Source organism: Caulobacter sp. GW822-FHT01G02, assembly GCF_058802865.1.
In genome coordinates, this window is record NZ_JBXAON010000004.1 from 583,204 (window position 1) to 606,167 (window position 22,964).

Consider the following 22,964-nt stretch of genomic DNA (forward strand, 5'->3'; position numbering starts at 1 on the left):
GGGCTTGCTGCTAAGCACCGGCCCATGCTGACCGATCCGTTCTTCTACGCGGTGGCGATCCCCGCCGTGATCCTGCTGGGCCTGGCCAAGGGCGGCTTCGCCGGGATCGGCGTGGTGGCGGTGCCGGTGATGGCCCTGGCCGTCTCGCCGGTCATGGCCGCCTCGATCACCCTGCCGATCCTGCTGGTTCAGGACGTGGTCAGCGTCTGGGCCTTCCGGAAGAGCTGGGACAAGGGCCTGCTGATCCTGATGCTGCCGGCCGCCGCGGTCGGGATCTTCCTGGGCTGGGCCCTGGCCGCCTTCGTCAAGGAGGCCGCCGTCGAGCTGGCCGTGGGTCTGATCTCGGTGGTCTTCGCCCTGCAGCGCCTGTGGGCCGAGCGCGCCGTCAAGGCCGCCGCCCAGGTCGAGGCGACCCCAGGCCGGCCGTGGCTGGGCGCCCTGTGCGGCGCGGCGGCCGGCTTCACCAGCCAGATCGCCCACGCCGGCGGCCCGCCGTTCCAGATCTACGTCCTGCCGCGCCGCCTGCCGCGCGACGCCTTCATCGGCACCAGCGCCATCTTCTTCGCGGTCGTGAACTGGATGAAGGTGCCGGCCTACATCGCCCTGGGCCAGTTCACGCCCAAGGTGCTGGCTACCGCCGGGGTGCTGCTGCCCCTGGCCATCGCCTCGACCTGGGGCGGGGTCTGGGTGGTGCGCCGCGTTCCGGCCGAGGGCTTCTACAAGGTCATCTACGTGCTGCTGGTCGCGGTCGGCGGCAAGCTGATGTTCGACGGGGCCAGAGGTCTTCTCTTTTAGAGGGGCCTCTTTTTCTGACGCCTTTGCGTGGTCCCCGTCCTTCGACAAGCTCAGGACGAGGACCAAAATCGCTTCAGTGGAAAACCTCATCCTGAGCCTGTCGAAGGACGGGGTTTTCGGTTCCGCTGATTTTTACCTCGATCGTGTCGCCGACGCCCTTTCGCCGCCACGATGATCGACGCTTATATGTCACGGAACGAACCTAGCGTTCGGACGTACTGCATTTCGCATCGAGCGGGGCCATGACGACCACCACGACCGACATCATCGCCACCGAGGTCGCCACGCATTATCCGACCCCGGCCGCCAAGTGCGCCGACCTGGTGGTGCACCTGGCCGGGCTGGCCTGCGCCCTGCTGGGCGGCGGCATCCTGCTGGGCCTGGCCTTCGGGATCGGCAATCTGCAGCAGGTGGCCGCGGTCAGCGTCTATACTGTCGGGCTGATCCTGATGCTGTCGCTGTCGACCGCCTACAACTTCGCCAAGGCCCGCTGGCGGCCGCTGCTGCGCCGCTTCGACCACGCCGGCATCTTCGTGATGATCGCCGCCTCCTACACGCCCTTCACCACCCAGAACCTGCACGGCTGGTGGGCGATCGGCATGACCACGGCGGTCTGGACCGTGGCCGGCGCGGGCGTGCTGGCCAAGCTGTTCCTGCCGGGCCTGGACAAGCGCTTCTGGGTCGGCCTCTACCTCGCCCTCGGCTGGCTGGTGCTGGTCGCCATCAAGCCGATGATCGACGGCCTGTCCTGGGTGGCCCTGCTGCTGCTGGCCATCGGCGGCCTGGTCTATTCCACCGGCACCATCTTCTACCTGATGCAACGGCTTAAGTTCCGCCGCGCCATCTGGCACGGCCACGTCATCGGCGGCGCGGGCCTGCACTACGCGGCCGTCCTGGTGGGCGTGGTGCTGGCCGGCGCGCGCTAGAGGCCCTCCTTGGAAAAGGATCCCTCCGGCAAGATCAACCTCCAGGGCTTCTTCAAGGACAGGAAGGCCACCGATCCGCTGCGCGGCAAGCGCCTGCCCGCGCCGACGTCGGAGCGCCACGTCGAGGCCCTGGGCTTCCCGGGCGTGCGCCTCTCGGTCGACCAGGCCGACGACGCCCTGCGCAGCGCCGCCGACCGCCTGGCGCCGCTGCGCTCGCTGATTGGCCGCGATGAGTTCAACATCCTGGCCCTGTCCGGCGGCGCGTCCGGCGGCGCCTATGGCGCGGGCGTCCTGGCGGGTTTGACCAAGGCGGGCCGCCGCCCCGACTTCGCCATCGTCACCGGCGTCAGCACCGGGGCCCTGATCGCGCCCCTGGCGTTCCTCGGCCCGGCCTGGGACGAGCGCCTGACCGACGCCTATGTCGGCGGCCACGCGGCCGAGCTGCTCAGCTTCCGCCGCCTGGGGACGGCGCTGGGCCCCAGCATCTTCAAGGGCGAGAGTCTGGACGCCCTGGTCGAGACCTTCGTCGACCAGGAGATGGTCGACGCGGTCGCCGCCGAGCACCTGAAGGGCCGGCGCCTGCTGATCGCCACCACCAATCTCGACAGCCAGCGGGCCGTGGTCTGGGACATGGGCGAGATCGCCAACCACGGCGGCGACGCGGCTCTGAAACTGTTCCGCACCCTGCTCGTCGCCTCGTCCTCGGTGCCGGGCATCTTCCCGCCCAAGCTGATCGACGTCGAGGTCGACGGCCAGCATCACCAGGAAATGCACGTCGACGGCGGCGTCGCCGCGCCGCTCTTTCTGATGCCCGACGCCCTGCTGCACTGGCGCAACCTCGGCCCCCGCTTCCGGCGCGGCCGGGTGCATGTGATCGTCAATACGGTGCTGGATCCCTCGCCCCAGTCGACCCCGCCCGGCGTGGCCTCGATCATGGCCCGCAGCTTCGACACCATGCTGCGGTTCTCATACCGCCAGGCGCTGAGTCTCGCCGCCGGCTTCTGCTCGCGCCACAACCTGCCGCTCAGCGTGGCCTCGATCCCCAACAGCTTCGAGGGGACCAACCTGCTGAAGTTCGAGACCGACCTGATGCGTCGCATCTACGACGCGGGGCGCCAGCAGGCGCTGGAGGGCACGGTGTGGACCAGCGCGGTCGAGGAGCAGAGCCTGTGGCGCGGCCTGTTCAAGAAACAGCTCCCCGCCCCGTCCAGCGGCACGGGCGTGATCATCCGCGACGAGCCAGGCCCGGTCGGCATCACGGCGCCGCTGGAGCCCTAGGTTTCCCGGAGACGGCCGCTGAACGCCGTTCAGCCACGGTTCACACGGCCTAGCTCTATGCTCGCCCGACACCAGGGGAGCTTTCGGATGCCGAGCCTATCGATGCGAAGCCTTGTCGTCGGGGTGGCTGTCGCTGGAGCGCTGACCACGGTCGGCTGCGCGACCATCAGCAAGGAGCAGTGCCTGAGCGGCGACTGGGGCGCGGTCGGCTACGGCGACGGGGTGGACGGCCGCCCGATGAGCCGCCTCGACGACCACGCCAAGGCCTGCGCCAAGGTCGGGGTGACGCCGGAGCCCGTCCCCTATTTCGCGGCGCGCGCCGAGGGGCTGAAACGCTACTGCACCGAACCGAACGGCTTCCGGGTCGGCCGCGAGGGCAAGAGCTATGCCGGGGTCTGCCCGCCGCCGGTCGAGGCCGAATTCCTGGGCGGCTACGCGGACGGCGAGCGGGTCCACGCGGCGACGCAGCGGCTGGAGTCGGCGCGATCGGATCTCAACTCGGCCGACGCGCGCGCCGATAAACGCGCCCGCCAGGCCGACGGGGTCGAGGATGAGTTGCGCAATCCCAAGCTCACCGACGAGCAGATCCGCGAACTGCGCGATCGTCTGAACCGGCTGCGTCGCGAGCGTCGGGAGGCGATCGAGGACGGCCGCCGCGCCGACGCGGCGATCCGTGACGCCGAGCGCGAGGTCGACGATCTCAGAGCCCGCTTCTCGCCCCGCTACGGCGGCTGGTGAGCGCCCCTAAGCCTTCTTCAGGTGCCGGGCGCGCAGCTTTTCGACATTCGGCGGATCGGCGCGGAAGTCCGACGCCAGACCCAGGCGGGCGTTGCACGACGGGCAGCGGACCGAATCCTCGTCGGGGATGTCCGTCGGCGGATCGAAACGCGTGCCGCAAGGCTTGCACTTCCAGTCGCCGGTCGGCGCGGGGGCCGGCGGCGGCGGGGCGGCATGGGGCGTGAACACGGTGGCGCGGGCCGACGGCTTGACCATACGCTCGAGCGGCGGCGGCCCACCGGGCGCGGCGACCGCGCTCTTCAGGCTCAGGGTCTTGCGGCGCGGGGGCTCGCTATCGCTCATGATCTCGCTTGGCGGCTGGTGGAAGGGACGGCGCTAGCTGCATGAAAGCGGCCCGGAACACAAGCCTAATAGGCCTTTGGTCCGCTCGCCAGCGGCTTGAGCGCGCCTACCACTGGGGCTTGAGGCTGAACGACAGGGCCACCACGTCGTCTTTCTGGGTGGCCAGACCCATGATGCCTTCCCTGGCCTTGATCTCGCGGTGGATGTAGCCCAGCGAGGCCTGCATCGGACCGCGGCGCCAGGCGACGCCGGCCTGACTGTCGCCGATCAGTTTGCTGGTGGCGTCCTGGGTCAGGCCCGCGCGGCTCCAGTCGCCGTTCTGGCCGCGCAGCATGTTCAGGCCCACGGCCCGGCCGCTGGCGGCGGCGAAGATGTACCAGCGTCCGCGCGTCCCGAAGGCCGCATTGCCGTCCTGGACGCCGAGGGCGTCGTTCACCCGGGCGCCCATGTTCTTCTTCTTGCCCAGGCGCACGGTGGCGCCGGCCTCGGCCGAGCCGCCGGCCCCGCCATAGCCGATGCCGGCGTGCGGCGTGACGTCGAGGGCGAACCTGCGGCCTTCCAGCGACATGGCCGAGGGCCAGCCGCGCGTCACGGTCACATCGACCTCGCGCAGCGCGTAGCCGTCCTCGTTGTCGGGGCGGACCAGGGTCAGCGGCGCATAGGCGGCGGTCGGCGCCATGCCGGCCATCGAGACGCGGACCGAGTCGATCGGACCGCCGGCCTTGGCCTGGTGGCTGAAGGCGTTGGAGCGCCAGGTCACGGGACCCGCGCCGTCGTAGAAGCGATCGGCCTCGAGGATGCGGGCGTCGCCGGCCAGGGCGGCGGCGGGCGACAGCGCGAAACCGCCCTCGACCTTGCCCTGGGGCGCGTCGAGATCGCGGGCCGCGAACCCCGTGGCGCTTTCGGGATCAAGCGGACGCAGGCTCTCGGGCTTTACCTGAAAGGAGATCGGCGCGAGGGGCTTGGGAGCCGGCGCGGGCGCGGCCTTGCCGACCTTCTGAGCCGCGCAAGCGACGCCGGCGTGGCCGGCCGCCATGCCCGCGATCACGGCCATCAGGCAGAAAACGGTACGCTCCCCAGCGACCCGCATCACGGATTCCCCAATCCAATCGGACACTCAGCCTACGCCCGTTTCTCCGCGTGTCCATCGCGGCGAAAACGCACAGGGTCTGAACCCGTTGTGACAGACCAAGGTTCCCGGAACGTGAAACGGCGGCGCGATTTCTCGCGCCGCCGTCTCTTTCACAGATCCTGGTCGCCGGGCCTACCGACGGGCCACGCCTACTGACAGGCAAGGCACTCGTCGTAGTCGGTCTTTTCCGGGACGTCGAAGCCGCCCGCGCCCGGGACCGCCGCGACCTTGTCCTCGGCGCCGGCATAGGCCGCGCGCTGCACCGACTTGGAGCGCAGGTAGTAGAGGCTCTTCACGCCCCGCTCCCAGGCCTGCCAGTGCAGCATGTGCAGGTCCCACTTGTCGACGTCGCCCGGCAGGAAGATGTTGACCGACTGGCTCTGGCAGATTTCCGGCGTGCGGTCGGCGGCCAGCTCAACCACCCAGCGCTGGTCCAGCTCGAAGGCGGTCTTGTAGACGTCCTTCTCGTCCTGGCTCAGGAAGTCCAGGTGCTGGACCGAGCCTTCCTGTTCCAGGATCGAACCCCACACCGCGTCGGTGTTCTGGCCCTTCTCCTCGAGCAGCTTCTCCAGATAGGGGTTCTTCACCGCGAACGAGCCCGACAGGGTCTTGTGGGTGTAGATATTGGCCGGGATCGGCTCGATGCCCGCCGAGGTGCCGCCGCAGATGATCGAGATCGAGGCGGTCGGGGCGATGGCCAGCTTGTGCGAGAAGCGCTCCTTGGAGCCGCGATCGGCGGCGTCCGGGCACGGGCCTTTCTCTTCGCCCAGGGCGATCGAGGCCTTGTCGGCCTCGCGGCGCAGGTGCTTGAACATCCGCATGTTCCAGCTCTTGGCCAGGGCGCTTTCGAACGGCACGTTCTGGCTCTGCAGGAAGCTGTGGAAGCCCATCAGGCCCAGGCCCACCGAACGCTCGCGCATGGCGGCGTAGGCGGCGGTCGAAGCCGCGTCCGGGGCGCGATCGATGAAGTCCTGCAGGACGTTGTCGAGGAAGCGCATGACGTCCTCGATGAACGTCGGGTGGTCGCGCCACTCCAGATAGGTCTCGGCGTTGACCGACGACAGGCAGCAGACGGCGGTGCGCTCCTGGCCCAGGTGGTCGGTGCCGGTGTGCAGCATGATCTCGCTGCACAGGTTCGACTGGCGCACCTTCAGGCCCAGCTCGCGCTGGAACGAGGGCATGGCGCGGTTCACCGTGTCGGAGAAGATCAGGTAGGGCTCGCCGGTCTGCAGGCGCAGCTCCAGGACCTTCTGCCACAGGGCGCGGGCGTCGACTTCGCGCAGGACCTCGTTGGTCTTGGGCGAGCGCAGGCCGAACTTGGTCCCGTCACGCACGGCGTGCATGAAATCGTCGGTGATGGAGAGGCCGTGGTGCAGGTTCAGGGACTTGCGGTTGAAGTCGCCCGACGGCTTGCGGATCTCGAGGAACTCCTCGATCTCCGGGTGGTGGATGTCGAGATAGACGGCGGCCGAGCCGCGACGCAGGCTGCCCTGCGAAATCGCCAGGGTCAGCGAGTCCATCACGCGGATGAAGGGGATGATGCCCGAGGTCTGGCCCTGGCCCTTGACCTTCTCGCCGATCGAGCGGACGCCGCCCCAGTAGGTGCCGATGCCACCGCCGTTAGCCGCCAGCCAGACGTTCTCGTTCCAGACGCCCAGGATGCCGTCCAGGCTGTCGTTGACGGCGTTGAGGAAGCAGCTGATCGGCAGGCCGCGATCGGCGCCGCCGTTCGACAGCACCGGGGTGGCCGGCATGAACCACAGGCGGCTCATATAGTCGTAGACGCGCTGGGCGTGGTCGGCGTCGTCGGCGAAGGCCGTCGACACGCGGGCGAACATGTCCTGGTAGGACTCGCCCGGCAGCAGGTAGCGGTCTTCCAGCGTGGTCTTGCCGAAGTCGGTCAGCAGGGCGTCGCGCGAGCGATCGACCAGCACCTTCTGCACCAGCGCCAGCTGCGGGCGCTTGGCGGGCTTGATCGCGGCCAGACGGGCCTCGTTCCGGATGTTCGTCTTCGCCGCTTCACTGCCGTTCATGACCAAATCCATTGCTCAATCAGCGTGTTCCGGAGAAGGGACATGCCCCGGTCAGCCGCTATATCTTGTGGCTGAGGAGCCCCCTCAACCCACATATGGGGCCACAGTGGTGAATGACTCGTCAACGGCTGCGCCCTGAGTTTTTCGTTAACAACCTGTGAACGCCCCGAACTTGTGAGGCAGGATCAAGGGGTTGCATAGGCGAACTTTTTTCACCCGCGACAGGACGCCGCAAGGCGCTCCAGGACATCCGCCCCCGGACAACGTCGTTCGTTAACAGGAGGGCCACAAGGGATGGTGGTCGGCGGTGAACGGCGCTCGCGAGCTCGCCTCTCGCGCGACCGCCGCGAAAGCCCAGCAAACCGGGCCTTCAGGTCGGATATGGGGTCGGCGGCCGCGCCGCCAAGCGTCGCCGGACGGCTCAAACAGCGCCCGCTCGGCGCCGGACATAGAGAAAGGGCCCGGCGTTGCCGCCGGGCCCTCCCAAGTCTTCAGTCGATTCGATCTTAGAAGTTGATCGAGATCGTGGAACGGCGGTTCAGCGGTTCCTTCACACCGTCGCCGGTGGCGACGGCCGGAGCGCTTTCGCCCTTCCAGTCGACGCCGAGCACGGCGGCCGGGACGCCTTGCGAGACCAGGGCGTCAGCGACGGCCTTGGCGCGGCGTTCCGAGAGCTTCACGTTGTACTTCGGCGAACCCGACGTGTCGGTGTGGCCGACGACGATGATCTTCGTCGCGTGACCGTCGTTCGAGTACTTCGCGGCTTCCGTGACCACCGATTGCGCTTCCGGCGTCAGGACCGATTGGTCGAACGGGAAGTACACGATGAACTCGCGGGCCTCATACTGCGGCGGCGGGGGAGGCGGCGGCGGCGGGGGAGGCGGCGGAGGCGGGGGCGGAGGAGGCGGCGGCGGCGGCGGGGGCGGCGGCGGCGGGGGCGGCGACGCGAACGAGTAGCGGAGACCCACGGTCACCGACTGGTCCTTGTACTGGCCCTTGAAGGCGCCCGGCTGGATGAAGTGCGAGCCGGTCGACGACCAGTTGTGCTCGGCGCCGGTGATGTAGCGGTAGGTGACGTCGATCTTCAGCTTGTCGGTCGCCTTGATCGAAGCGCCGGCCAGACCTTGGTAGGCGAACGCGATATCGTCGTCGTCAACCGTCAGGTTCTGGACCGCCGGGTTGGTCGCCGAGATGGCGCCCGGGACGTTGCTGAACTGGCCCAGGGCCTTGACGTCCAGACGGTTGATGCCGACGCCGACGCCGACGAAGGGGTTCAGCCAAGCGTCCGGAGCGAAGTCATAGATGACGTTCGCCATCAGGGTCCAGGCGTCGATCGAGCCGCTCGGCGAGCCGCAGGTCGCGGCCGCCGTAGTGCGGGTCACGCCGGGGGTGCAGAGGCCGATCGGCGAACGCACGGCCGGGCCGCGGACGCTCACCAGGTCGCCGGGGCGATAGCCGCCTTCGACTTCAGCGCGGACGTGCGGGTTGAATTGGTAGCCAAGGCGCACGAAGCCGGTCCAGTCCTTCTCGGACTTCCACGACCAGTGAGCGAATTCGCCGTCCGGCAGGGTCTGGTTCGACTGCGAGCCGAGCGATTGCGGCCAGTGATAGCCGAGGTCGACCGCGCCGTACCAGCCGGTCTCTTGGGCCGAAACGCCCGACGCGGCGAACACCGCGACCAGAGCAGCTCCTGCCAGGAGGTTGAGTTTCATCGTTGAAGAGCCCTCTATTGCCCTGCCCAGGCCGGATACCGACCGAGCACTGTTATACCAAGGCGAACGCCACGGGAAAGTGTCAGCAAAGACACACTCGTCAGGTTTCGCCCCCCTGCCCTTTGCTCAGGAAAGCCAAACAAGACCGCCCCTCAGAAATCTACTTCCGAGCGTGCCCGCCGACATCCACTGCAGATAAGCGTCAGCTCCGCTGGGTTCGCACGTGAACAGGTCGCGCGCAAGGGCTTGAAGGTGGGAAACGATCAAGCATTCGCAAAGCGTCGCCTAAAAACCGCACATTTCAACCTCTTCAGTCAGGTCCTGGAGAACGTCAGCCTAATCCAGAGTGGTCCGGTACCGCGCCATGGCCAGGCCGGAGATCGCGACGACAAACAATCCGAGCGCGGAAAGACTTGGCCAAAGCTCGGCGGCGTCCAGCCCCTTGAGCAAGGCGCCGCGCACGACTCTGAGAAAGTGCGTCACCGGGATCACGCCGCCCAGGGCCTGAGCCCATTGCGGCATTCCCCGGAACGGGAACATGAAGCCCGACAGCAGGATCGAGGGCATGATGTAGAAGAATGACATCTGCATCGCCTGCAGCTGGGTGCGGGCCACGGTCGAGATCAGGAAGCCCAGGGCCAGCGATCCGATGATGAACAGCAGGACGCCCAGGCTCAGGGCCAGCCAGCCCCCAAGAAGATCAGAGCTTCCCATCGGCACGGCGAACAGGGCCTTGGCCAGGACCAGGATCACCACCGTCTGGATCACGCCGACGGCGACATAGGGCGTCAGCTTGCCGATCATCACCTCGATCGGCCGGGCCGGCGTGGCCAGCAGGCTCTCCATGGTGCCGCGCTCATATTCCCGCGTGACGCCCAGCGCGGTCATCATCACCAGGGTCATCGACAGGATCACCCCCAGCAGGCCCGGCACGATGTTGTAGGCGGTGATGGCCTCCGGATTGTAGCGGCGGTGGATCACCACCTCGAACGGGTCGCCGCCCGCCGCCCCTTGGCTCCTTGGGGCGACCGCCCCCACCAGATCGCGCGTCAGGGCCGTCCGGGGCAGGCTGGACAGCGCCGCGAGCGCCCCGCCTGTCGCGGCGGGGTCCGAGGCGTCGGCCTCGACCAGGATCTGGGCCGCGTCGCCGCGCACCACGCGCCGCGTGAAGTCGGCGGGTATCGTCAGGGCGAACTGCGCCTCGCCGCGCGCCACGGCTTCGTCTAGCTCCCGGGGAGACGTCGCCGTGCGAACGATCTCGAAATAGCCGCTGTTGACCAGGGCCGAGAGGGTCGAGCGCGCCATCGGCCCCTGGTCCTGCACCAGCACCGCCATCGGCAGGTTCCGCGGGTCGTTGTTGATGGCGTAGCCGAACAGCAGCAGCTGCACGATCGGCATGACCAGGATCATGGCGTAGGTCAGCCGGTCGCGCGTGAGCTGAATGAACTCCTTGATCAGCACCGCCAGGATGCGCGCGCCGGAGAGCCGCCTCCCCCTGCCGCCTCGGGCGCTCATTGGAAATTGTCCGACGACTGATCCATCAGCCGGATGAACACGTCCTCCAGGGTCGGCTGGACCTCGGTCCATTCCAGGGGCGGCTTGCGATAGGGCGCGATGGCCGCCTCCAGCGCCCCGCGGTCGGGTCCGCTGACGTGCAGGGCCGACCCGAACGGCGCGGCCATCAGCACGCCGGGCGCCGTGGCGAGATCCCCGGCCAGGCGATCCGCGCCCAGTCCTTCGGCCGTCTGCCCCTCGGCGCGGAACGTGATGAGGCCGCTCTCGGCGATCACCGCTTCGGCCGTGCCCCGCGCCATCAGCTTGCCGTAGGCGATGTAGGCGATGTCGTGGCAGCGCTCGGCCTCGTCCATGTAGTGGGTCGAGACCATCACGGTCAGGCCCTCGGCCGACAGGGCGTGGATCTCGTCCCAGAACTCGCGCCGCGCCTTGGGATCGACGCCGGCGGTCGGCTCGTCGAGCAGCAGCAGCCTGGGTTCGTGCATGACGCTGGCGGCCAGGGCCAGGCGTTGCTTCCAGCCGCCCGACAGGCTGCCGGCCAGTTGCTTCCTGCGGGCGGTCAGGCCCAGGCGGTCGAGGCTGTCCTTCACCCGCTCGCGGCGGCGGTCCAGCTCGTGGACCCGGGCCACGAAATCGAGATTCTCCTCGATCGACAGGTCCTCGTAGAGCGAGAACTTCTGGGTCATGTAGCCGGTCTGGCGCTTGACCGCCTCGGCGTCCTTGCGGAAGTCGAGACCCAGCACCTCCCCTTCGCCGCTGTCGGGAGTCAGCAGGCCACACAGCATCCGCAGGGTCGTGGTCTTGCCCGAGCCGTTGGGTCCCAGGAAGCCCGTGATCTTGCCCGCCCCGACCTGGATCGCCAGGTCCCGCACCACGTGGCGCGGGCCGAAGCTCTTGTTCAGCCCCCGGACATCGACGGCCAGGTCGTTCACCGGCCATCCCCCTTGGACGAGCCATCCAGAGGAACGATGTCGACCGGCTGGCCCGGCGCCAGGGCCGGACCGGGCTCGGGCTTCGCCTCGACCAGGAACACCAGGCGCTGGCGGGCCTCGCGGCTGTAGATCACCGGCGGGGTGAATTCCGACCGAGGGCTGACATAGTTGATCCGCGCCGAGCGCTCGGCCCCGCAGCCGTCGCACGAGAAGCGGACGATCGTTCCCGGCCGATAGCGCGCCACCTCGGCCTCGGGCGCGAAGAAGCGTAGCCGCACGCGGTCGTCGGACAGCAGGGCCACGACCGGCTGGTTGGCGGCCGCCCATTCGCCGGGCTGGTAGAAGACGTCCTGCACCCGGGCGGCGGCCGGGGCCTTGGGGCTGATCTGATCCAGACGCGACTGGGCGGCGGTCAGGGTCTCGCGGGCCGAGGCGACGGCGGACTGGGCCGCGGCCACGGCGTCCGGCCGCGCGCCCAGCCCGCCGACGGTCTTGCGCCGCGCCACGGCCGCGGCGTTGGCGCGGGCGGTGTCGAGCGCGGCCTTGGCCTGGTCGAGACGCGCCGGCGCATAGATGCCCTTGGCCACCAGCGGCGCGATGCGGTCGTAGTCCGACCGGGCCTGGCGGATCTGAGCCTCGGTGGCGGCGCGCTCGGCGTCATAGACGGCCAGTTCCTGCGGGCGCTGCCCCTTCTCGGCGTCGCGCAGCTGAGCCTGCGCGATCGCCACCTGGGCGGCGGCCTGGTCGCGGGCGGCGGTCAGCTGGGCGGCGTCCAGCGCGAACAGCGGCTGGCCCGCCTTGACCCGGTCGCCGCGCTGGACGGCCACGGCGCTGACCAGGCCCGCGTTGGCGGCCCCGACATACAACGTCTCGCCCTCCACATAGCCCGACAGCCGATGCGGCCGATGGGCGTCCGGCCCCAACAGTCGCCAACCCAGGAAGCCGGCCAGACCGACGCCCGCCGCGACGGCGACGATACGGCCAGGAGAGGGGTGAGCCGCGGGCTTCAAGACCTAGCCTCCGGACGCGGCGTCAGGCCCAGCAGCACCGTGTCGGCGTGCTGAGCGATCAGCGCCTCCAGATCGACGGCGGGCGCGCCGACGGGGGTGAAGGTTTCGCGCCAGATCACGCCGGTCAGGATGGGCCCCATGATGCTGAAGGCCTGCAGGCGCGGGTCGCCCGGCCGGACCTCGCCGCGCTCCTGGCCCCGCCGGATCGCGTTTCCGATCGCCAACAGGGCGCGGCTGACCACCTCGTCGTGCCAGACGCGGGCCAGCTCCGGGAAGTTTCGCGACTCGCCGATGACCAGCTTGGCCACCGCCCCCAGCCTCGTGGTCGCGATCACCGAGGCGACGCGGGCGAACATCAGGCGCAGCATGTCGGGAAAGGGGATCGTGGCCTGGGCCAGCATGGCCTCGACCATGTCCAGGTTCGGCGCCACCGCCTCGCGGACCACCGCGCGGAAGATGTCCTCCTTGGTCTCGAAATAGAGATAGAGCGCGCCCTTCGAGACGCCGGCCCGGGCGGCGATCTCGTCCAGCTTGGCGGCGGCGAAGCCCTTCTCCGCGAACACCTCGAACGCCGCCTGGACGATCTCGCCCGGCCGCGCCTCGGCGCGTCGACGCCATTTGGGATTTCCGGCCTGCATGCCTGTTCGCCTTTAATGACCCAGAAGTCATTAAAGGCGAACAGGCCGAAACTCAAGCCTTCGCGGTCACCAGCCAGCAGGCCGAGTTCATCTCGGCGACGCCATCCTTCACGTAAGGCTCCAGCGCCTTCGTCACCGCTTCTCCAACCCTCTCGCGCACGGCCTCGTCCTGGCCGGCCAGGATCGGGTTCAGCGGACCGACGCGCAGGCTCATGGTCAGCAGTTCCTCGGCGCTGACCGGCGTCGGGTCGTCCAGCGGATCAACCACCACATCGCGCCAGCCGCCCGCCGCCAGGATGCTCCGCACCCGGTCCGGATCGGCGAAGCCGAAGCGGCCCGGCGCGTCCTTCTCGAACTTCGGCAGGCTCGGCAGGAACGGCGCGGCGGCGGCCAGCGGGACCGTCGCGATGGCGTTGTCCTCGGGCCCGCGCCAGCTGGCGAAGGCCAGGCGGCCGCCGGGCTTCAAGGCCGCGCGCAGATTGGCGAAGGCCGCGACGGGATCGGGGAAGAACATCACCCCGAACCGCGAGACGATGGCGTCGAAATCGGCCTTGAAGGCCTGGGTCTGGGCGTCGGCCTGCAGGAAGTCCACGCCCTCCAGACCATCCTCGCCCGCCCGGCGCCGCGCCAGCGCCAGCAGCGCCGGCGAGATGTCGACGCCGACCGCGCGGCCCGTCGGCCCCACGCGCCACGCCGCCTCGAAGGTCGTCGCGCCCGCGCCGCAGCCGACATCCAGCACCGCCTCGCCGTCGCGAAGGTCGGCCGCCTCGACCACCGCCCGGGCGATCGGCCGGTACATCCGGTCCAGCAGCCCCTGCTGCTGGACCCATACCTTCCCGGCGCGGTCCCAATAGGCCGCCATGTCCTGGTCGCTCACGCGCGTCTCCCTGTTGTTGCGATCGTCGTCTTCCCCGCGCATCCTGCAAGTTAAAGCGCACTTGAGGTCAAGCGGTGTTCGAGATTGATATTTCAGACCTGGCGAAACGGACCGGCGTGCGGGCCTCGGCCCTGCGGTTCTACGAGGAAAAGGGGCTGATCGCCTCGACCGGCCGGCGGGGCCTCAAGCGGCTGTTCGCCCCGGCCGTGATCGAGCGGCTGTCGCTGATCGCCCTGGGCCGGGCCTGCGGCTTCTCGCTGGACGAGATCGGCGGGATGCTGGACGGCCCCCAGCGAACCGGCCGAGACATCGACCGCGCGGCCCTTCGCGCCAAGACCGTCGACCTGGACCGCCGCATCGAACAGCTGACCCGACTGCGCGAGGGCCTGGCCCACGCCGCCGACTGCAAGGTCCCGCTACTGATGGACTGCCCGCATTTCCTGCGCCTCGTGAAGGCGGCGGGCCATCACCGCCGGCGGTACCGGGCGGAAGCGGTCTAGAGCATTTTCCGATCCAATTGGATCGGTAAACTGCTCTAGGCTCTTGTTTTAACGCATTTTCTGACGACGAACCGGTGTCCACTTCGTCGGAAAATGCTCTAGCGTCTTCTCACAGAGAGGCGTCGCGCAGACGTCGGCGGCGGCCGCCCAGGGCGTCGGGGCGGTTCAGTTTCTTGCGGTACTCGTCACGGCGCGCGTGGATCGAGGCGATGACCAGGCCCATCGGCACGCCGATATCGACCAGCACGGCCTCGGACAGCTGCAACGAGGCCTCGATGGTCTCGGGCACGGCGTCGGTGGCGCCCAGCTCGTAGAGCCGCGCGGCGTGGTGAGCGTCGCGGGCGCGGACCACGATCGGCACGTCCGGGCGGGCCCCGCGCGCGGCGGCGACCACGGCTTCGGCCACCTCGAAGGCGTCCATGGTCACCACCACCGCCTTGGCCGTGGCCAGGCCGCAGCGCTCCAGAAGCTCGAGCCGCGAGGCGTCGCCATAATAGATGCGCTCGCCGTTGCGCCGTCCCTGCTCGACCAGACGCGCGTCGCGCTCGACGGCGATCCATGACAGCTCGTGGCGGCCCAGCATGTCGCCGACCAGCTTGCCGACCCGGCCATAGCCGATGACCAGCACCTGGCCGGCCGGCTCGGGACCGACGCGGTCCGGCTCGCGCGGCGTGGACGGCGGGGTTTCGCTGATCGGCAGCGGCGCGCTCTTGCGGCCCAGATACCCGCCCAGCGCCGCCAGGGCCGGGATCAGGAACATGGTCAAGGTGGCCGAGACCAGCACCGCCTGGCCCAGCGGCCGCGACACCACCTCGGCGTCGATGGCCTTGTCCAGCAGCACGAAGGCGAACTCGCCGCCGGCCGCCAGGATCAGGCCGGCTTCGATCGCCGCGCGCCGGTTCAGGCCCATGGCCAGGCCGCCGACGAACACCACGGCCGTCTTCAGCAGCATCAGGCCGACCGCCGTGGCCAGGATCGCCACCGGCTGGGCGGCCAGCAGGGAGAGATCCAGGCGGATGCCCAGCGAGACGAAGAACAGGCTCAGCAGCAGGCCCTTGAACGGCTCGATCTTGACCTCGACCTCGTGGCGATACTCGGTCTCGGCCAGCAGAATGCCGGCGACGAAGGCGCCCAGCGCCATCGACAGGCCCGAGAGCGCGCTGACCAGACCCGCGCCGATGATCACCAGCAGGCAGGCGGCCATGAACATCTCTTCGCTCTTGGCCTTGGCGACGGACTTCAGCATGGGCCGCAGCGCCAGGCGCCCGACCAGCACGATCGCGCCCAGGCCCACGGCCGCGGGGGCCAGGGCCAGCAGGTCCTTGACCTGGAACGATCCATGGCCGCGGCCGAGAATGGCCAGGGTGATCAGGATCGGCGCCACGGCCAGGTCCTGGAACAGCAGCACCGAGAAGGTGGCGCGGCCGGCTTCGGAATGCAGGCGGCGGCGCTCGGCGAGCACCGGCACGGCGATGGCGGTCGACGACAGGGTCAGGGCCGCGCCGATGGTCAGGGCCGCCACCGGGCTCTGGCCCAGCAGCATGGCCACCGCGCCCAGGCCCAGCGAGCAGGCGATCACCTGGATCGCGCCCAGGCCGAACACCCATCGGCGCATCAGCCGCAGGCGCTCCCACGACAGCTCCAGCCCGATCATGAACAGCAGGAACACGACCCCGAACTCGGCCAGCTGGGCGATTTCGGCGGGGTTGTCGACGGTGACGTAGTCCAGCCACGGGGCGTAGGGGATGAACCGGCCCAGGCCGAACGGCCCCAGGATCACCCCGGCCAGCAGATAGCCCAGAATCGGATTGATTTTCAGCCGCTTGAAGAGCGGCGCGACGATACCGGCGGTCGCCAGGAACAGGACCAGGTCCTTGTAGCTCTCTGGGGAAACCTCGTGCGCCACGCGCCCTCCTCGTTGATCCTAGTCAGCTCTCTTCAGACGCACGCCCGCCCCAGCTTCATCCGCCGCGATCAGCGACACCCCGCCGGCCTCGATCGCGTCGATCAGGAGGCGTTCGGTGCTATGGTGCAACGCGTGACGCTCGGTCTCGAAGTCCTTGACCGTGCTGCGCGACACGCCCGCCCGATCGGCGAGCTCGCCTTGGGACCAGTTGATCAGTCCGCGAGCGGCCCGGCATTGCGCCGGAAGGAGAATTTTTGCGTGCGGCATCTGGCGTACCTGGGCTTCATCACCCATATTGGTTGAGTACGCTCGAAAAGGACGACCGTCAAGGAGAACTCGTGCATCACACCTCGCTGATCGCCACCATCGTCGCGGGCCTGGGCCTGGCCTTCATCTTCGGCGCCATCGCCAACCGCCTGAAGCTGCCCGTGCTGGTCGGCTATCTGCTGGCCGGCGTGCTGGTCGGGCCGTTCACGCCCGGCTACGTCGCCGACCAGGAGCTGGCGCCGCAGCTGGCGGAGATCGGCGTGATCCTGCTGATGTTCGGGGTCGGTCTGCACTTCTCGCTGAAGGATCTGATGGCGGTGAAGAACATCGCCATCCCCGGCGCGGTCGTGCAGATCGCGGCGGCGACGGCGATGGGCCTGGGTCTGGCGGTCTTTCTGGGCTGGAGCGTCGGAGCGGGGATCGTCTTCGGCCTGGCCCTGTCGGTCGCCTCGACCGTCGTGCTGCTGCGCGCGCTTCAGGAGCGACGGCTGATCGAGACCGGACGCGGCAAGATCGCGGTCGGCTGGCTGATCGTCGAAGACCTGGCCATGGTGCTGGCGCTGGTCCTGCTGCCCGCCCTGTCCGGCGTACTGGGCGGCGAAGCGCCGGCCAATCAGGCCGCTTCCGGTTTCCTGGGCGGCGGCGTCCTGGGCGCCTTCGCCATCACCATCGGCAAGGTCGTGGCCTTCGTGGCCCTGATGCTGATCGTCGGTCGCCGGGTGATCCCGTGGATCCTGCACCGCGTCGCCCACACCGGCTCGCGCGAACTGTTCCGCCTGGGCGTGCTGGCCATCGCCCTGGGCGTCGCCTTCGGCTCGGCCGCGCTGTTCGGCGTGTCCTTCGCCCTGGGGGCCTTCTTCGCCGGCATGATCATGGCCGAGAGCGAGCTCTCCCAGCAGGCCGCCAACGAGACCCTGCCGCTGCGCGACGCCTTCGCCGTGCTGTTCTTCGTCTCGATCGGCATGCTGTTCAACTATCAAGTCCTGCTGGAGCAGCCGCTGGCGGTGCTGGCCACCGTGGCGATCATCATCATCGGCAAGTCGATCTTCGCCCTGGGCATCGTCCTGGCCTTCCGCCGCCCGATGAGCACCGCCCTGACCATCTCGGCCAGCCTGGCCCAGATCGGCGAGTTCTCGTTCATCCTGGCGGGCCTGGGCGTCTCGCTGAAGCTGCTGCCGCCCGAGGGGCGCGACCTGATCCTGGCCGGCGCCATCCTGTCGATCCTGCTGAACCCGCTGCTGTTCGCCCTGCTGGATCGGGTTCTGCCCAAGATGATCGCCAAGGAGCGCAAGGCCGCCGGCGAACCGCCGATCCTGGCCGCCGCCAAGCCGCACGCCCTGCTGGTCGGCTATGGCCGGGTCGGCAAGCTGGTGGCCGAGGGCCTGAAGGCCAAGACCCCGCTGGTCGTCATCGAGGATGATCCCGAGCGCGCCGAGGAGCTGCGCAAGGCCGGCTACGAGACGATCGGCGGCAACGCGGTCAAGCCCGAGGTGCTGCTGAAGGCCGGTCTCGACAAGGCCACCCACCTGTTCGTCGCCGTGCCCAGCCCGTTCGAGGCCAGCCGCATCATCGAACAGGCCCGCGCCGCCAACCCCAACTGCGAGATCGTCGCCCGGGCCTATACCGACGCCGACGTCGCGCTTCTCAAGCAGATGGGCGCCACCCACGCCCTGATCGGCGAGGAAGAGATCGCGCGCGGCATGCTCCTGCGCGCGCCGAAGAAGAAGCCAGCGGCGCAGACCGGACATCACTAGCGTCTGCCAGCCAAGGGCTTCATAGGGCTGACGCCCGACCATCACTGAGGAGGAGCGCCCATGTCGCGTCCGTTCGCCATCGCCCTGACCGCCATCCTGGCCGCCGCCGTCGCCGCCCCGCTGGCGCACGCCGGCGACTACAAGCTCGGCGCCCTGACCATCCGCCAGCCCTGGAGCCGCCCGGCCCAGGCCGGCATGAACGGGGTGGGCTTCATGACCATCGACAACGCCGGCAAGACGCCGGTGACCCTCAGGCGCGTGGAAACCCCGGCCGCCGCCTCGGTCGAGATCCACCAGTCGGCCATGGTGGGCGGCGTCATGACCATGCGCGAACTGGACAAGGGCGTGGTGATCCCGGCCGGCGGCCAGGTCGCCTTCGCCCCCGGCGGCTACCACCTCATGATCCTGTCGCTGAAAGCGGCCCAGACCGTGGGGCAAAAAGTTCCCGTGACCCTGGTCTTCGACAACGGCCGCAAGGCGCGGGTCGACCTGGTCGTGCAACTGACCCCGCCGTCCGGCGGGCGGGCTCCAGCCATGGCCGAGCACAAGCACTGACGAGTCGAAAATGGGCTACATGAACTTTTTTTAAGGGAGCAAATATTCCGCGTCCGTGCAGATTGCCGGCCAGAGCCTGTCCGTTTCCGATAAAAATCGGAAACGGATAAACAGGCTCTGCCTCAAACACCTGGAGCGTGGCGGCCGCCGAAACCGCTCACACTTTCAGCTGCCGCGCTCCAGCTCACACCAACGGATGCGACTTCCATGAAACGAGTTTGGTTCGGCGCCGCGGCGATCGCGGCGCTGTCTCTGTCGGCCTTCGGGGCGCAAGCCCACGAGGAGCACCCCTGCGTCAACGACGCCTGCACGGTGCAATCGCTGCTGCCCTCGCTCGCCGAGGGCGTGGCCTCGGGCGACGTCACCTCGCTGGAGTCGCCGCGCTACGGGACCTGGGGTTTCGACCTCTCGGGCATGGACACCTCGGTGAGGCCGGGCGACGACTTCTACAAGTTCGCCAACGGCGCCTGGGACGCCAGGACGGTGATCCCGTCGGATCGCACCCGCTACGGTAACTTCGACAAGCTGGCCGAGCTGTCGGAAGCCCGCACCAAGGCCCTGATCGAGGCCGCGGCCGCCGACAAGGCCGCCACCGGCGACAAGGCCAAGATCGGCGCCGCCTACCGCGCGTTCATGGACGAAGCCGCCATCGAGAAGCTCGACGCCGCCCCGATAAAGCCGTGGCTGGCCGGCGTCCAGAAGGTCAAGACCAAGGACGAGTTCACCGCCCTGATGGGCAAGAGCTCGACCACGCCCTATTCGGCCCTGATCGGCCTGGGCGTCTCGACCGACGCCAAGAGCCCCAACGCCTACGCCGTCTACGCCGCGACCGGCGGCCTCAGCCTGCCCGACCGCGACTACTATCTGGACGCCAAGTTCGCCGACAAGAAGACGGCCTATCTGGCCTATGTCGAGAAGATGCTGACCCTGGGCGGCTGGGAAAAGCCGGCTCAGAACGCCAAGGCCATCGTCGACTTCGAGACCAAGCTGGCCGAGGCCTCGTGGAGCCGGGTCGAGCGCCGCAACCGCGACAAGACCTACAATCCGGCCACCCTGGCCGAGCTGCAGGCCCAGACGCCGGGCTACGACTGGAACCGCTACCTGGTCGGCACGGAACTGCCGAAGATCGACCGCGTCATCGTGACGACCAACACCTCGTTCCCGAAATACGCCAAGATCTACGCCGACACCCCGATCGAGACCCTGAAGGCCTGGCAGGCGTTCAAGGTGATCGACGGCGCGGCCCCGATGCTGTCCAAGCGCTTCGTCGACGCCAGCTTCGAGTTCCGTAACAAGACCCTGTCGGGCCAGCCCGAGCAGCGCCCGCGCTGGAAGCGCGGCGTCGCCCAGGTCAACGGCCTGCTGGGCGAGGCGGTCGGCAAGGAATATGTCGCCGCCTACTTCCCGCCGGCCTCGAAGGCCAAGATGGTCGCCCTGGTCGGCGACATCCGCACCGTCCTGAAGACCCGCATCGACGCGTCGGACTGGATGGGCGCCGAGACCAAGGCCAAGGCCCAGGACAAGCTGGCCAAGTTCACCGTCAAGATCGGCTATCCCGACAAGTGGCGCGACTATTCCAAGCTGGAGATCAAGGAAGGCGACGCCTATGGCAATGCCCTGCGCGAAGCCGCCTGGGACTATCGCCACGACGTCGAGCGCCTGAACCAGCCGGTCGACAAGACCGAGTGGGGCATGACCCCGCAGACGGTCAACGCCTACTACAACTCGGTCAACAACGAGATCGTGTTCCCGGCCGCCATCCTGCAGGCCCCGTTCTTCCATCCGGACGCGGATCCGGCCGTCAACTACGGCGGCATCGGCGGCGTGATCGGCCACGAGATCGGCCACGGCTTCGACGACCAGGGCCGCAAGTCCGACGGCGACGGCGTGCTGCGCGACTGGTGGACGGCGGAAGACGCCGCCAAGTTCGACGTGCAGAAGAACAAGCTGGGCGCCCAATATTCGGCGTTCGAGCCCTTCCCGGGCATGCACGTCAACGGCGACCTGACCATGGGCGAGAACATCGGCGACCTGTCGGGCCTGGGCTTCGGCCTGGACGCCTACCACGTGTCGCTGCAGGGCAAGCCCTCGCCGGTCCTGGACGGCTTCACCGGCGACCAGCGCGTCTATCTGGGCTGGGCCCAGGTCTGGCGCCAGAAGTCGCGCGACGACGCGCTGAAGCAGCAGATCGCCAGCGACCCGCACTCGCCGGCCGTCTACCGCGTCAACGGCACGGTCCGGAACCAGCCGGGCTGGTACGCCGCCTTCGACGTCAAGCCGGGCGACAAGCTGTACGTCGCCCCAGCGGACCGCGTGAAGATCTGGTAGGTCCCGCGATCCAGCGGAAATGGAAAGGGCCGGCGGAAACGCCGGCCCTTTTTCGTGAGCGAAACAGACAACCGCCCAAAGCCGGAAAGCTGTCGTTCCAGGTGTCAGCGATGGGTGGTGAGCTGCCGTTCTCAGCCTATTCGACTGTCAGAGTATGACGCCTTGGCGGTAAGCGATCTTCGCGGGCCCATGTGGGCGGGTGCCGCGCTTCGTTGCGATGAGCGAGGTAGGCCTCTCAATTCGACACCACAGATGACCTTTGCACTCGTCCAGCTCCAGTCGGGGCGCCGTGTTCGTTTCGACATGCAGGTCGAGCCGGGTAGGGTCTGAGCCGAAATTACGCACAACCGCGTCGGCGCCGAAGACACGCTCGACCGTCGCTTTGATGAACGCTGCCTCGGCATCCAATAGTGGCGAGGGAGCGACTGGTTGGAGTGGCGGCTTTGCTGCGGGCATGGCCGGAGCATAAGTGCCGAATGGGGCGTATGCCAACGTCCGACTAGGGTGGGAGGCGACCCTCGGTTGTCACCAACAGTATAGCGCGCCATGGTTACGGTTGGAGCATCTGATCTATGACAACGCCAATAACGCCTGAGCCGGAAGCGCCCATTACTCACGCCCAGGCGCTGCTAGAGCAGGGCCTGTACGCGCCTGTCGACGTGGGGCGAGAGTGGTTGAGAATCTTCCGCAATCGAGGCTTTGTGTTCGACACCTACTGCATTCGTTGCAAGCAGTCTGGACCATTCCGAGTAGCGAGTGGAACATTCAAGGGAACGGATGACCAGATTGACGAACATATTTTGCATGATGGGTTGTTTGATGTTGTCGCAAAATGCATGCGCAATGGGCACGCTTACTGTTTCAACTTCCATCAATCAAAAAAATCCATAATCCAGAAAGTTGGTCAATATCCATCGCTTGAGGATATCGCAGGGGCTGACATCGAAAAGTACCGGGGTCAGCTGAAGGGCGGCGCGTTCAACGAATTGCGCAAAGCAACAGGTTTGGCCAGCCACGGCATCGGAATCGGCGCGTTCGTCTATCTCCGCCGGATTTTCGAACGTCTCGTCGAGGAGCACCGCCAACTCGTTGAGCAGCGCGAAGCCCCTCTTGCAGGCTTTGATACAATGCGAATGGAAGAAAAAATTCACGCGCTTAGGTCGGTCCTACCCGTGGCGATCGTTAAGCATCGAGCAGCCTACGGCATTCTGAGCAAGGGTCTGCACGAGCTATCGGAGGAGGAGTGCAAGGATTATTTCCCCGTCGTGCGTGCTGCGATCATCCAAATGCTTGAGGAAGACTGGATCGAGCGGGAGCGGCGCAGAACCGAATCCGAGTTAGAGAAGCAGCTGCTAGCAATCTCTCGCAAGCTAAAGGGCGCGGCGAAAAGCGCGCCAGATGGTGACAGCCCACCATCTGGCGAACATCCGCGAATGTCCGATTAGGGTCGAGGCTGTGTGAAAACACCCGCGCTGAAAATTTTGCGGGCATTTTCTTTCGCCTATGGATGAGTTTCCATCCGATCTCGAAAGGCTCAACCCGTTTGGGCTAAACACCAGAATATTGTTCTACCGAGAAATGCCGCTCCGACGTTTTTACACAGCCTCGGTCGGGAGCCGACGTGAGATACTTCCCCGCGATGCGGGGAGCTGTCGCGAAGCGACCGAGGGGGCGAACTGGACATTGGGCGGGGGGAGGCTCTGTCCGCGAAACCGATCTGGTTTCG

The 22,964-nt window shown here is 67.9% G+C and carries 20 protein-coding genes; 9 read left to right on the forward strand and 11 right to left on the reverse strand.

The annotated features are described in order from the left end of the window. The first annotated feature begins 24 nt into the window (after positions 1–24). The 4 genes from AC1RNC_RS15070 to AC1RNC_RS15085 all read left to right on the forward strand — a co-directional run bounded on the left by AC1RNC_RS15070 (position 25) and on the right by AC1RNC_RS15085 (position 3,737). Positions 25–795 carry a sulfite exporter TauE/SafE family protein gene (locus tag AC1RNC_RS15070; protein ID WP_492887177.1) on the forward strand — a complete coding sequence of 257 codons (771 nt, stop codon included), beginning with the start codon at positions 25–27 and terminating at the stop codon, positions 793–795. A 242-nt stretch (positions 796–1,037) separates the two neighbouring features. Next, positions 1,038–1,721 (forward strand): PAQR family membrane homeostasis protein TrhA, encoded by a 684-nt coding sequence (gene trhA, locus AC1RNC_RS15075; RefSeq protein ID WP_492836345.1) that lies wholly within the window; start codon positions 1,038–1,040, stop codon positions 1,719–1,721. Between the two features lie 9 nt (positions 1,722–1,730). After that, positions 1,731–2,999, forward strand: coding sequence for a patatin-like phospholipase family protein (locus AC1RNC_RS15080; RefSeq protein ID WP_492887178.1), 1,269 nt, complete (start codon positions 1,731–1,733; stop codon positions 2,997–2,999). Between the two features lie 102 nt (positions 3,000–3,101). Beyond that, positions 3,102–3,737, forward strand: a complete 636-nt coding sequence (locus AC1RNC_RS15085; protein WP_492887179.1) for a DUF2799 domain-containing protein — start codon at positions 3,102–3,104, stop codon at positions 3,735–3,737. A gap of 6 nt (positions 3,738–3,743) precedes the next feature. On the opposite strand, the gene AC1RNC_RS15090 is transcribed toward AC1RNC_RS15085, so the two are convergent. The 9 genes from AC1RNC_RS15090 to AC1RNC_RS15130 all read right to left on the reverse strand — a co-directional run bounded on the left by AC1RNC_RS15090 (position 3,744) and on the right by AC1RNC_RS15130 (position 13,970). Next, on the reverse strand, positions 3,744–4,079 hold the full coding sequence (locus AC1RNC_RS15090; RefSeq protein ID WP_492836339.1) for a hypothetical protein: 336 nt from the start codon (positions 4,077–4,079) through the stop codon (positions 3,744–3,746). Positions 4,080–4,185: 106 nt separating this feature from the next. After that, the gene (locus AC1RNC_RS15095) at positions 4,186–5,169 is read right to left on the reverse strand and encodes a lipid A-modifier LpxR family protein (protein WP_492887180.1); all 984 of its coding nucleotides are present in this window, start codon (positions 5,167–5,169) and stop codon (positions 4,186–4,188) included. 191 nt (positions 5,170–5,360) lie between these two features. After that, positions 5,361–7,250 carry a ribonucleoside-diphosphate reductase subunit alpha gene (locus AC1RNC_RS15100; RefSeq protein WP_492836918.1) on the reverse strand — a complete coding sequence of 630 codons (1,890 nt, stop codon included), beginning with the start codon at positions 7,248–7,250 and terminating at the stop codon, positions 5,361–5,363. Between the two features lie 500 nt (positions 7,251–7,750). After that, positions 7,751–8,956: an OmpA family protein gene (locus AC1RNC_RS15105; protein ID WP_492887181.1), complete on the reverse strand. Its 1,206-nt coding sequence runs from the start codon at positions 8,954–8,956 to the stop codon at positions 7,751–7,753. Positions 8,957–9,292: 336 nt separating this feature from the next. Further along, on the reverse strand, positions 9,293–10,471 hold the full coding sequence (locus AC1RNC_RS15110) for an ABC transporter permease (RefSeq protein ID WP_492836333.1): 1,179 nt from the start codon (positions 10,469–10,471) through the stop codon (positions 9,293–9,295). After that, positions 10,468–11,403, reverse strand: a complete 936-nt coding sequence (locus AC1RNC_RS15115) for an ABC transporter ATP-binding protein (protein WP_492887182.1) — start codon at positions 11,401–11,403, stop codon at positions 10,468–10,470. Before AC1RNC_RS15115 ends, AC1RNC_RS15110 begins: the two co-directional genes overlap by 4 nt. Further along, positions 11,400–12,413: an HlyD family secretion protein gene (locus tag AC1RNC_RS15120; RefSeq protein ID WP_492887183.1), complete on the reverse strand. Its 1,014-nt coding sequence runs from the start codon at positions 12,411–12,413 to the stop codon at positions 11,400–11,402. Before AC1RNC_RS15120 ends, AC1RNC_RS15115 begins: the two co-directional genes overlap by 4 nt. Continuing rightward, complete coding sequence (locus AC1RNC_RS15125) at positions 12,410–13,051, reverse strand: TetR/AcrR family transcriptional regulator (protein ID WP_492887184.1); 642 nt, start codon at positions 13,049–13,051, stop codon at positions 12,410–12,412. Before AC1RNC_RS15125 ends, AC1RNC_RS15120 begins: the two co-directional genes overlap by 4 nt. A 52-nt stretch (positions 13,052–13,103) precedes the next feature. Further along, a complete protein-coding gene (locus AC1RNC_RS15130) occupies positions 13,104–13,970 on the reverse strand; it encodes a class I SAM-dependent methyltransferase (protein WP_492887185.1) in 867 nt (288 codons plus the stop codon). A 32-nt stretch (positions 13,971–14,002) separates the two neighbouring features. Between AC1RNC_RS15130 and AC1RNC_RS15135 the strand changes: the two genes are divergently transcribed. Further along, positions 14,003–14,428: a helix-turn-helix domain-containing protein gene (locus AC1RNC_RS15135; protein WP_492887186.1), complete on the forward strand. Its 426-nt coding sequence runs from the start codon at positions 14,003–14,005 to the stop codon at positions 14,426–14,428. Between the two features lie 109 nt (positions 14,429–14,537). Here AC1RNC_RS15135 and AC1RNC_RS15140 read toward each other — a convergent pair whose 3' ends face one another. Together AC1RNC_RS15140 and AC1RNC_RS15145 are read right to left on the reverse strand one after the other, a co-directional pair. Continuing rightward, positions 14,538–16,334: a cation:proton antiporter domain-containing protein gene (locus AC1RNC_RS15140; RefSeq protein ID WP_492887187.1), complete on the reverse strand. Its 1,797-nt coding sequence runs from the start codon at positions 16,332–16,334 to the stop codon at positions 14,538–14,540. A gap of 18 nt (positions 16,335–16,352) precedes the next feature. Beyond that, positions 16,353–16,601, reverse strand: coding sequence for a helix-turn-helix domain-containing protein (locus AC1RNC_RS15145; RefSeq protein ID WP_492887229.1), 249 nt, complete (start codon positions 16,599–16,601; stop codon positions 16,353–16,355). Between the two features lie 71 nt (positions 16,602–16,672). Here AC1RNC_RS15145 and ybaL point away from each other — a divergent pair, with 71 nt between their 5' ends. From ybaL to AC1RNC_RS15165, 4 genes are all read left to right on the forward strand, one after another. Continuing rightward, a complete protein-coding gene (ybaL, locus tag AC1RNC_RS15150; protein WP_492887188.1) occupies positions 16,673–18,355 on the forward strand; it encodes a YbaL family putative K(+) efflux transporter in 1,683 nt (560 codons plus the stop codon). A gap of 60 nt (positions 18,356–18,415) precedes the next feature. Next, entirely contained in the window at positions 18,416–18,910 is a 495-nt protein-coding gene (locus AC1RNC_RS15155) for a copper chaperone PCu(A)C (protein WP_492887189.1), read from the forward strand. 207 nt (positions 18,911–19,117) lie between these two features. Continuing rightward, complete coding sequence (locus tag AC1RNC_RS15160) at positions 19,118–21,238, forward strand: M13 family metallopeptidase (RefSeq protein WP_492887190.1); 2,121 nt, start codon at positions 19,118–19,120, stop codon at positions 21,236–21,238. 572 nt (positions 21,239–21,810) lie between these two features. Next, complete coding sequence (locus AC1RNC_RS15165; protein WP_492887191.1) at positions 21,811–22,683, forward strand: hypothetical protein; 873 nt, start codon at positions 21,811–21,813, stop codon at positions 22,681–22,683. Positions 22,684–22,964: the final 281 nt, after the last annotated feature.

Bases quoted from the DNA above. Each gene is read 5' to 3' on its own strand.
- AC1RNC_RS15070 (WP_492887177.1), top strand. From the start codon at position 25: ATGCTGACCGATCCGTTCTTCTACGCGGTGGCGATCCCCGCCGTGATC.
- trhA (WP_492836345.1), top strand. From the start codon at position 1,038: ATGACGACCACCACGACCGACATCATCGCCACCGAGGTCGCCACGCAT.
- AC1RNC_RS15085 (WP_492887179.1), top strand. From the start codon at position 3,102: ATGCGAAGCCTTGTCGTCGGGGTGGCTGTCGCTGGAGCGCTGACCACG.
- AC1RNC_RS15090 (WP_492836339.1), bottom strand. From the start codon at position 4,079: ATGAGCGATAGCGAGCCCCCGCGCCGCAAGACCCTGAGCCTGAAGAGC.
- AC1RNC_RS15095 (WP_492887180.1), bottom strand. From the start codon at position 5,169: ATGCGGGTCGCTGGGGAGCGTACCGTTTTCTGCCTGATGGCCGTGATC.
- AC1RNC_RS15105 (WP_492887181.1), bottom strand. From the start codon at position 8,956: ATGAAACTCAACCTCCTGGCAGGAGCTGCTCTGGTCGCGGTGTTCGCC.
- AC1RNC_RS15110 (WP_492836333.1), bottom strand. From the start codon at position 10,471: ATGAGCGCCCGAGGCGGCAGGGGGAGGCGGCTCTCCGGCGCGCGCATC.
- AC1RNC_RS15125 (WP_492887184.1), bottom strand. From the start codon at position 13,051: ATGCAGGCCGGAAATCCCAAATGGCGTCGACGCGCCGAGGCGCGGCCG.
- AC1RNC_RS15130 (WP_492887185.1), bottom strand. From the start codon at position 13,970: ATGCGCGGGGAAGACGACGATCGCAACAACAGGGAGACGCGCGTGAGC.
- AC1RNC_RS15145 (WP_492887229.1), bottom strand. From the start codon at position 16,601: ATGCCGCACGCAAAAATTCTCCTTCCGGCGCAATGCCGGGCCGCTCGC.
- AC1RNC_RS15155 (WP_492887189.1), top strand. From the start codon at position 18,416: ATGTCGCGTCCGTTCGCCATCGCCCTGACCGCCATCCTGGCCGCCGCC.
- AC1RNC_RS15160 (WP_492887190.1), top strand. From the start codon at position 19,118: ATGAAACGAGTTTGGTTCGGCGCCGCGGCGATCGCGGCGCTGTCTCTG.
- AC1RNC_RS15165 (WP_492887191.1), top strand. From the start codon at position 21,811: ATGACAACGCCAATAACGCCTGAGCCGGAAGCGCCCATTACTCACGCC.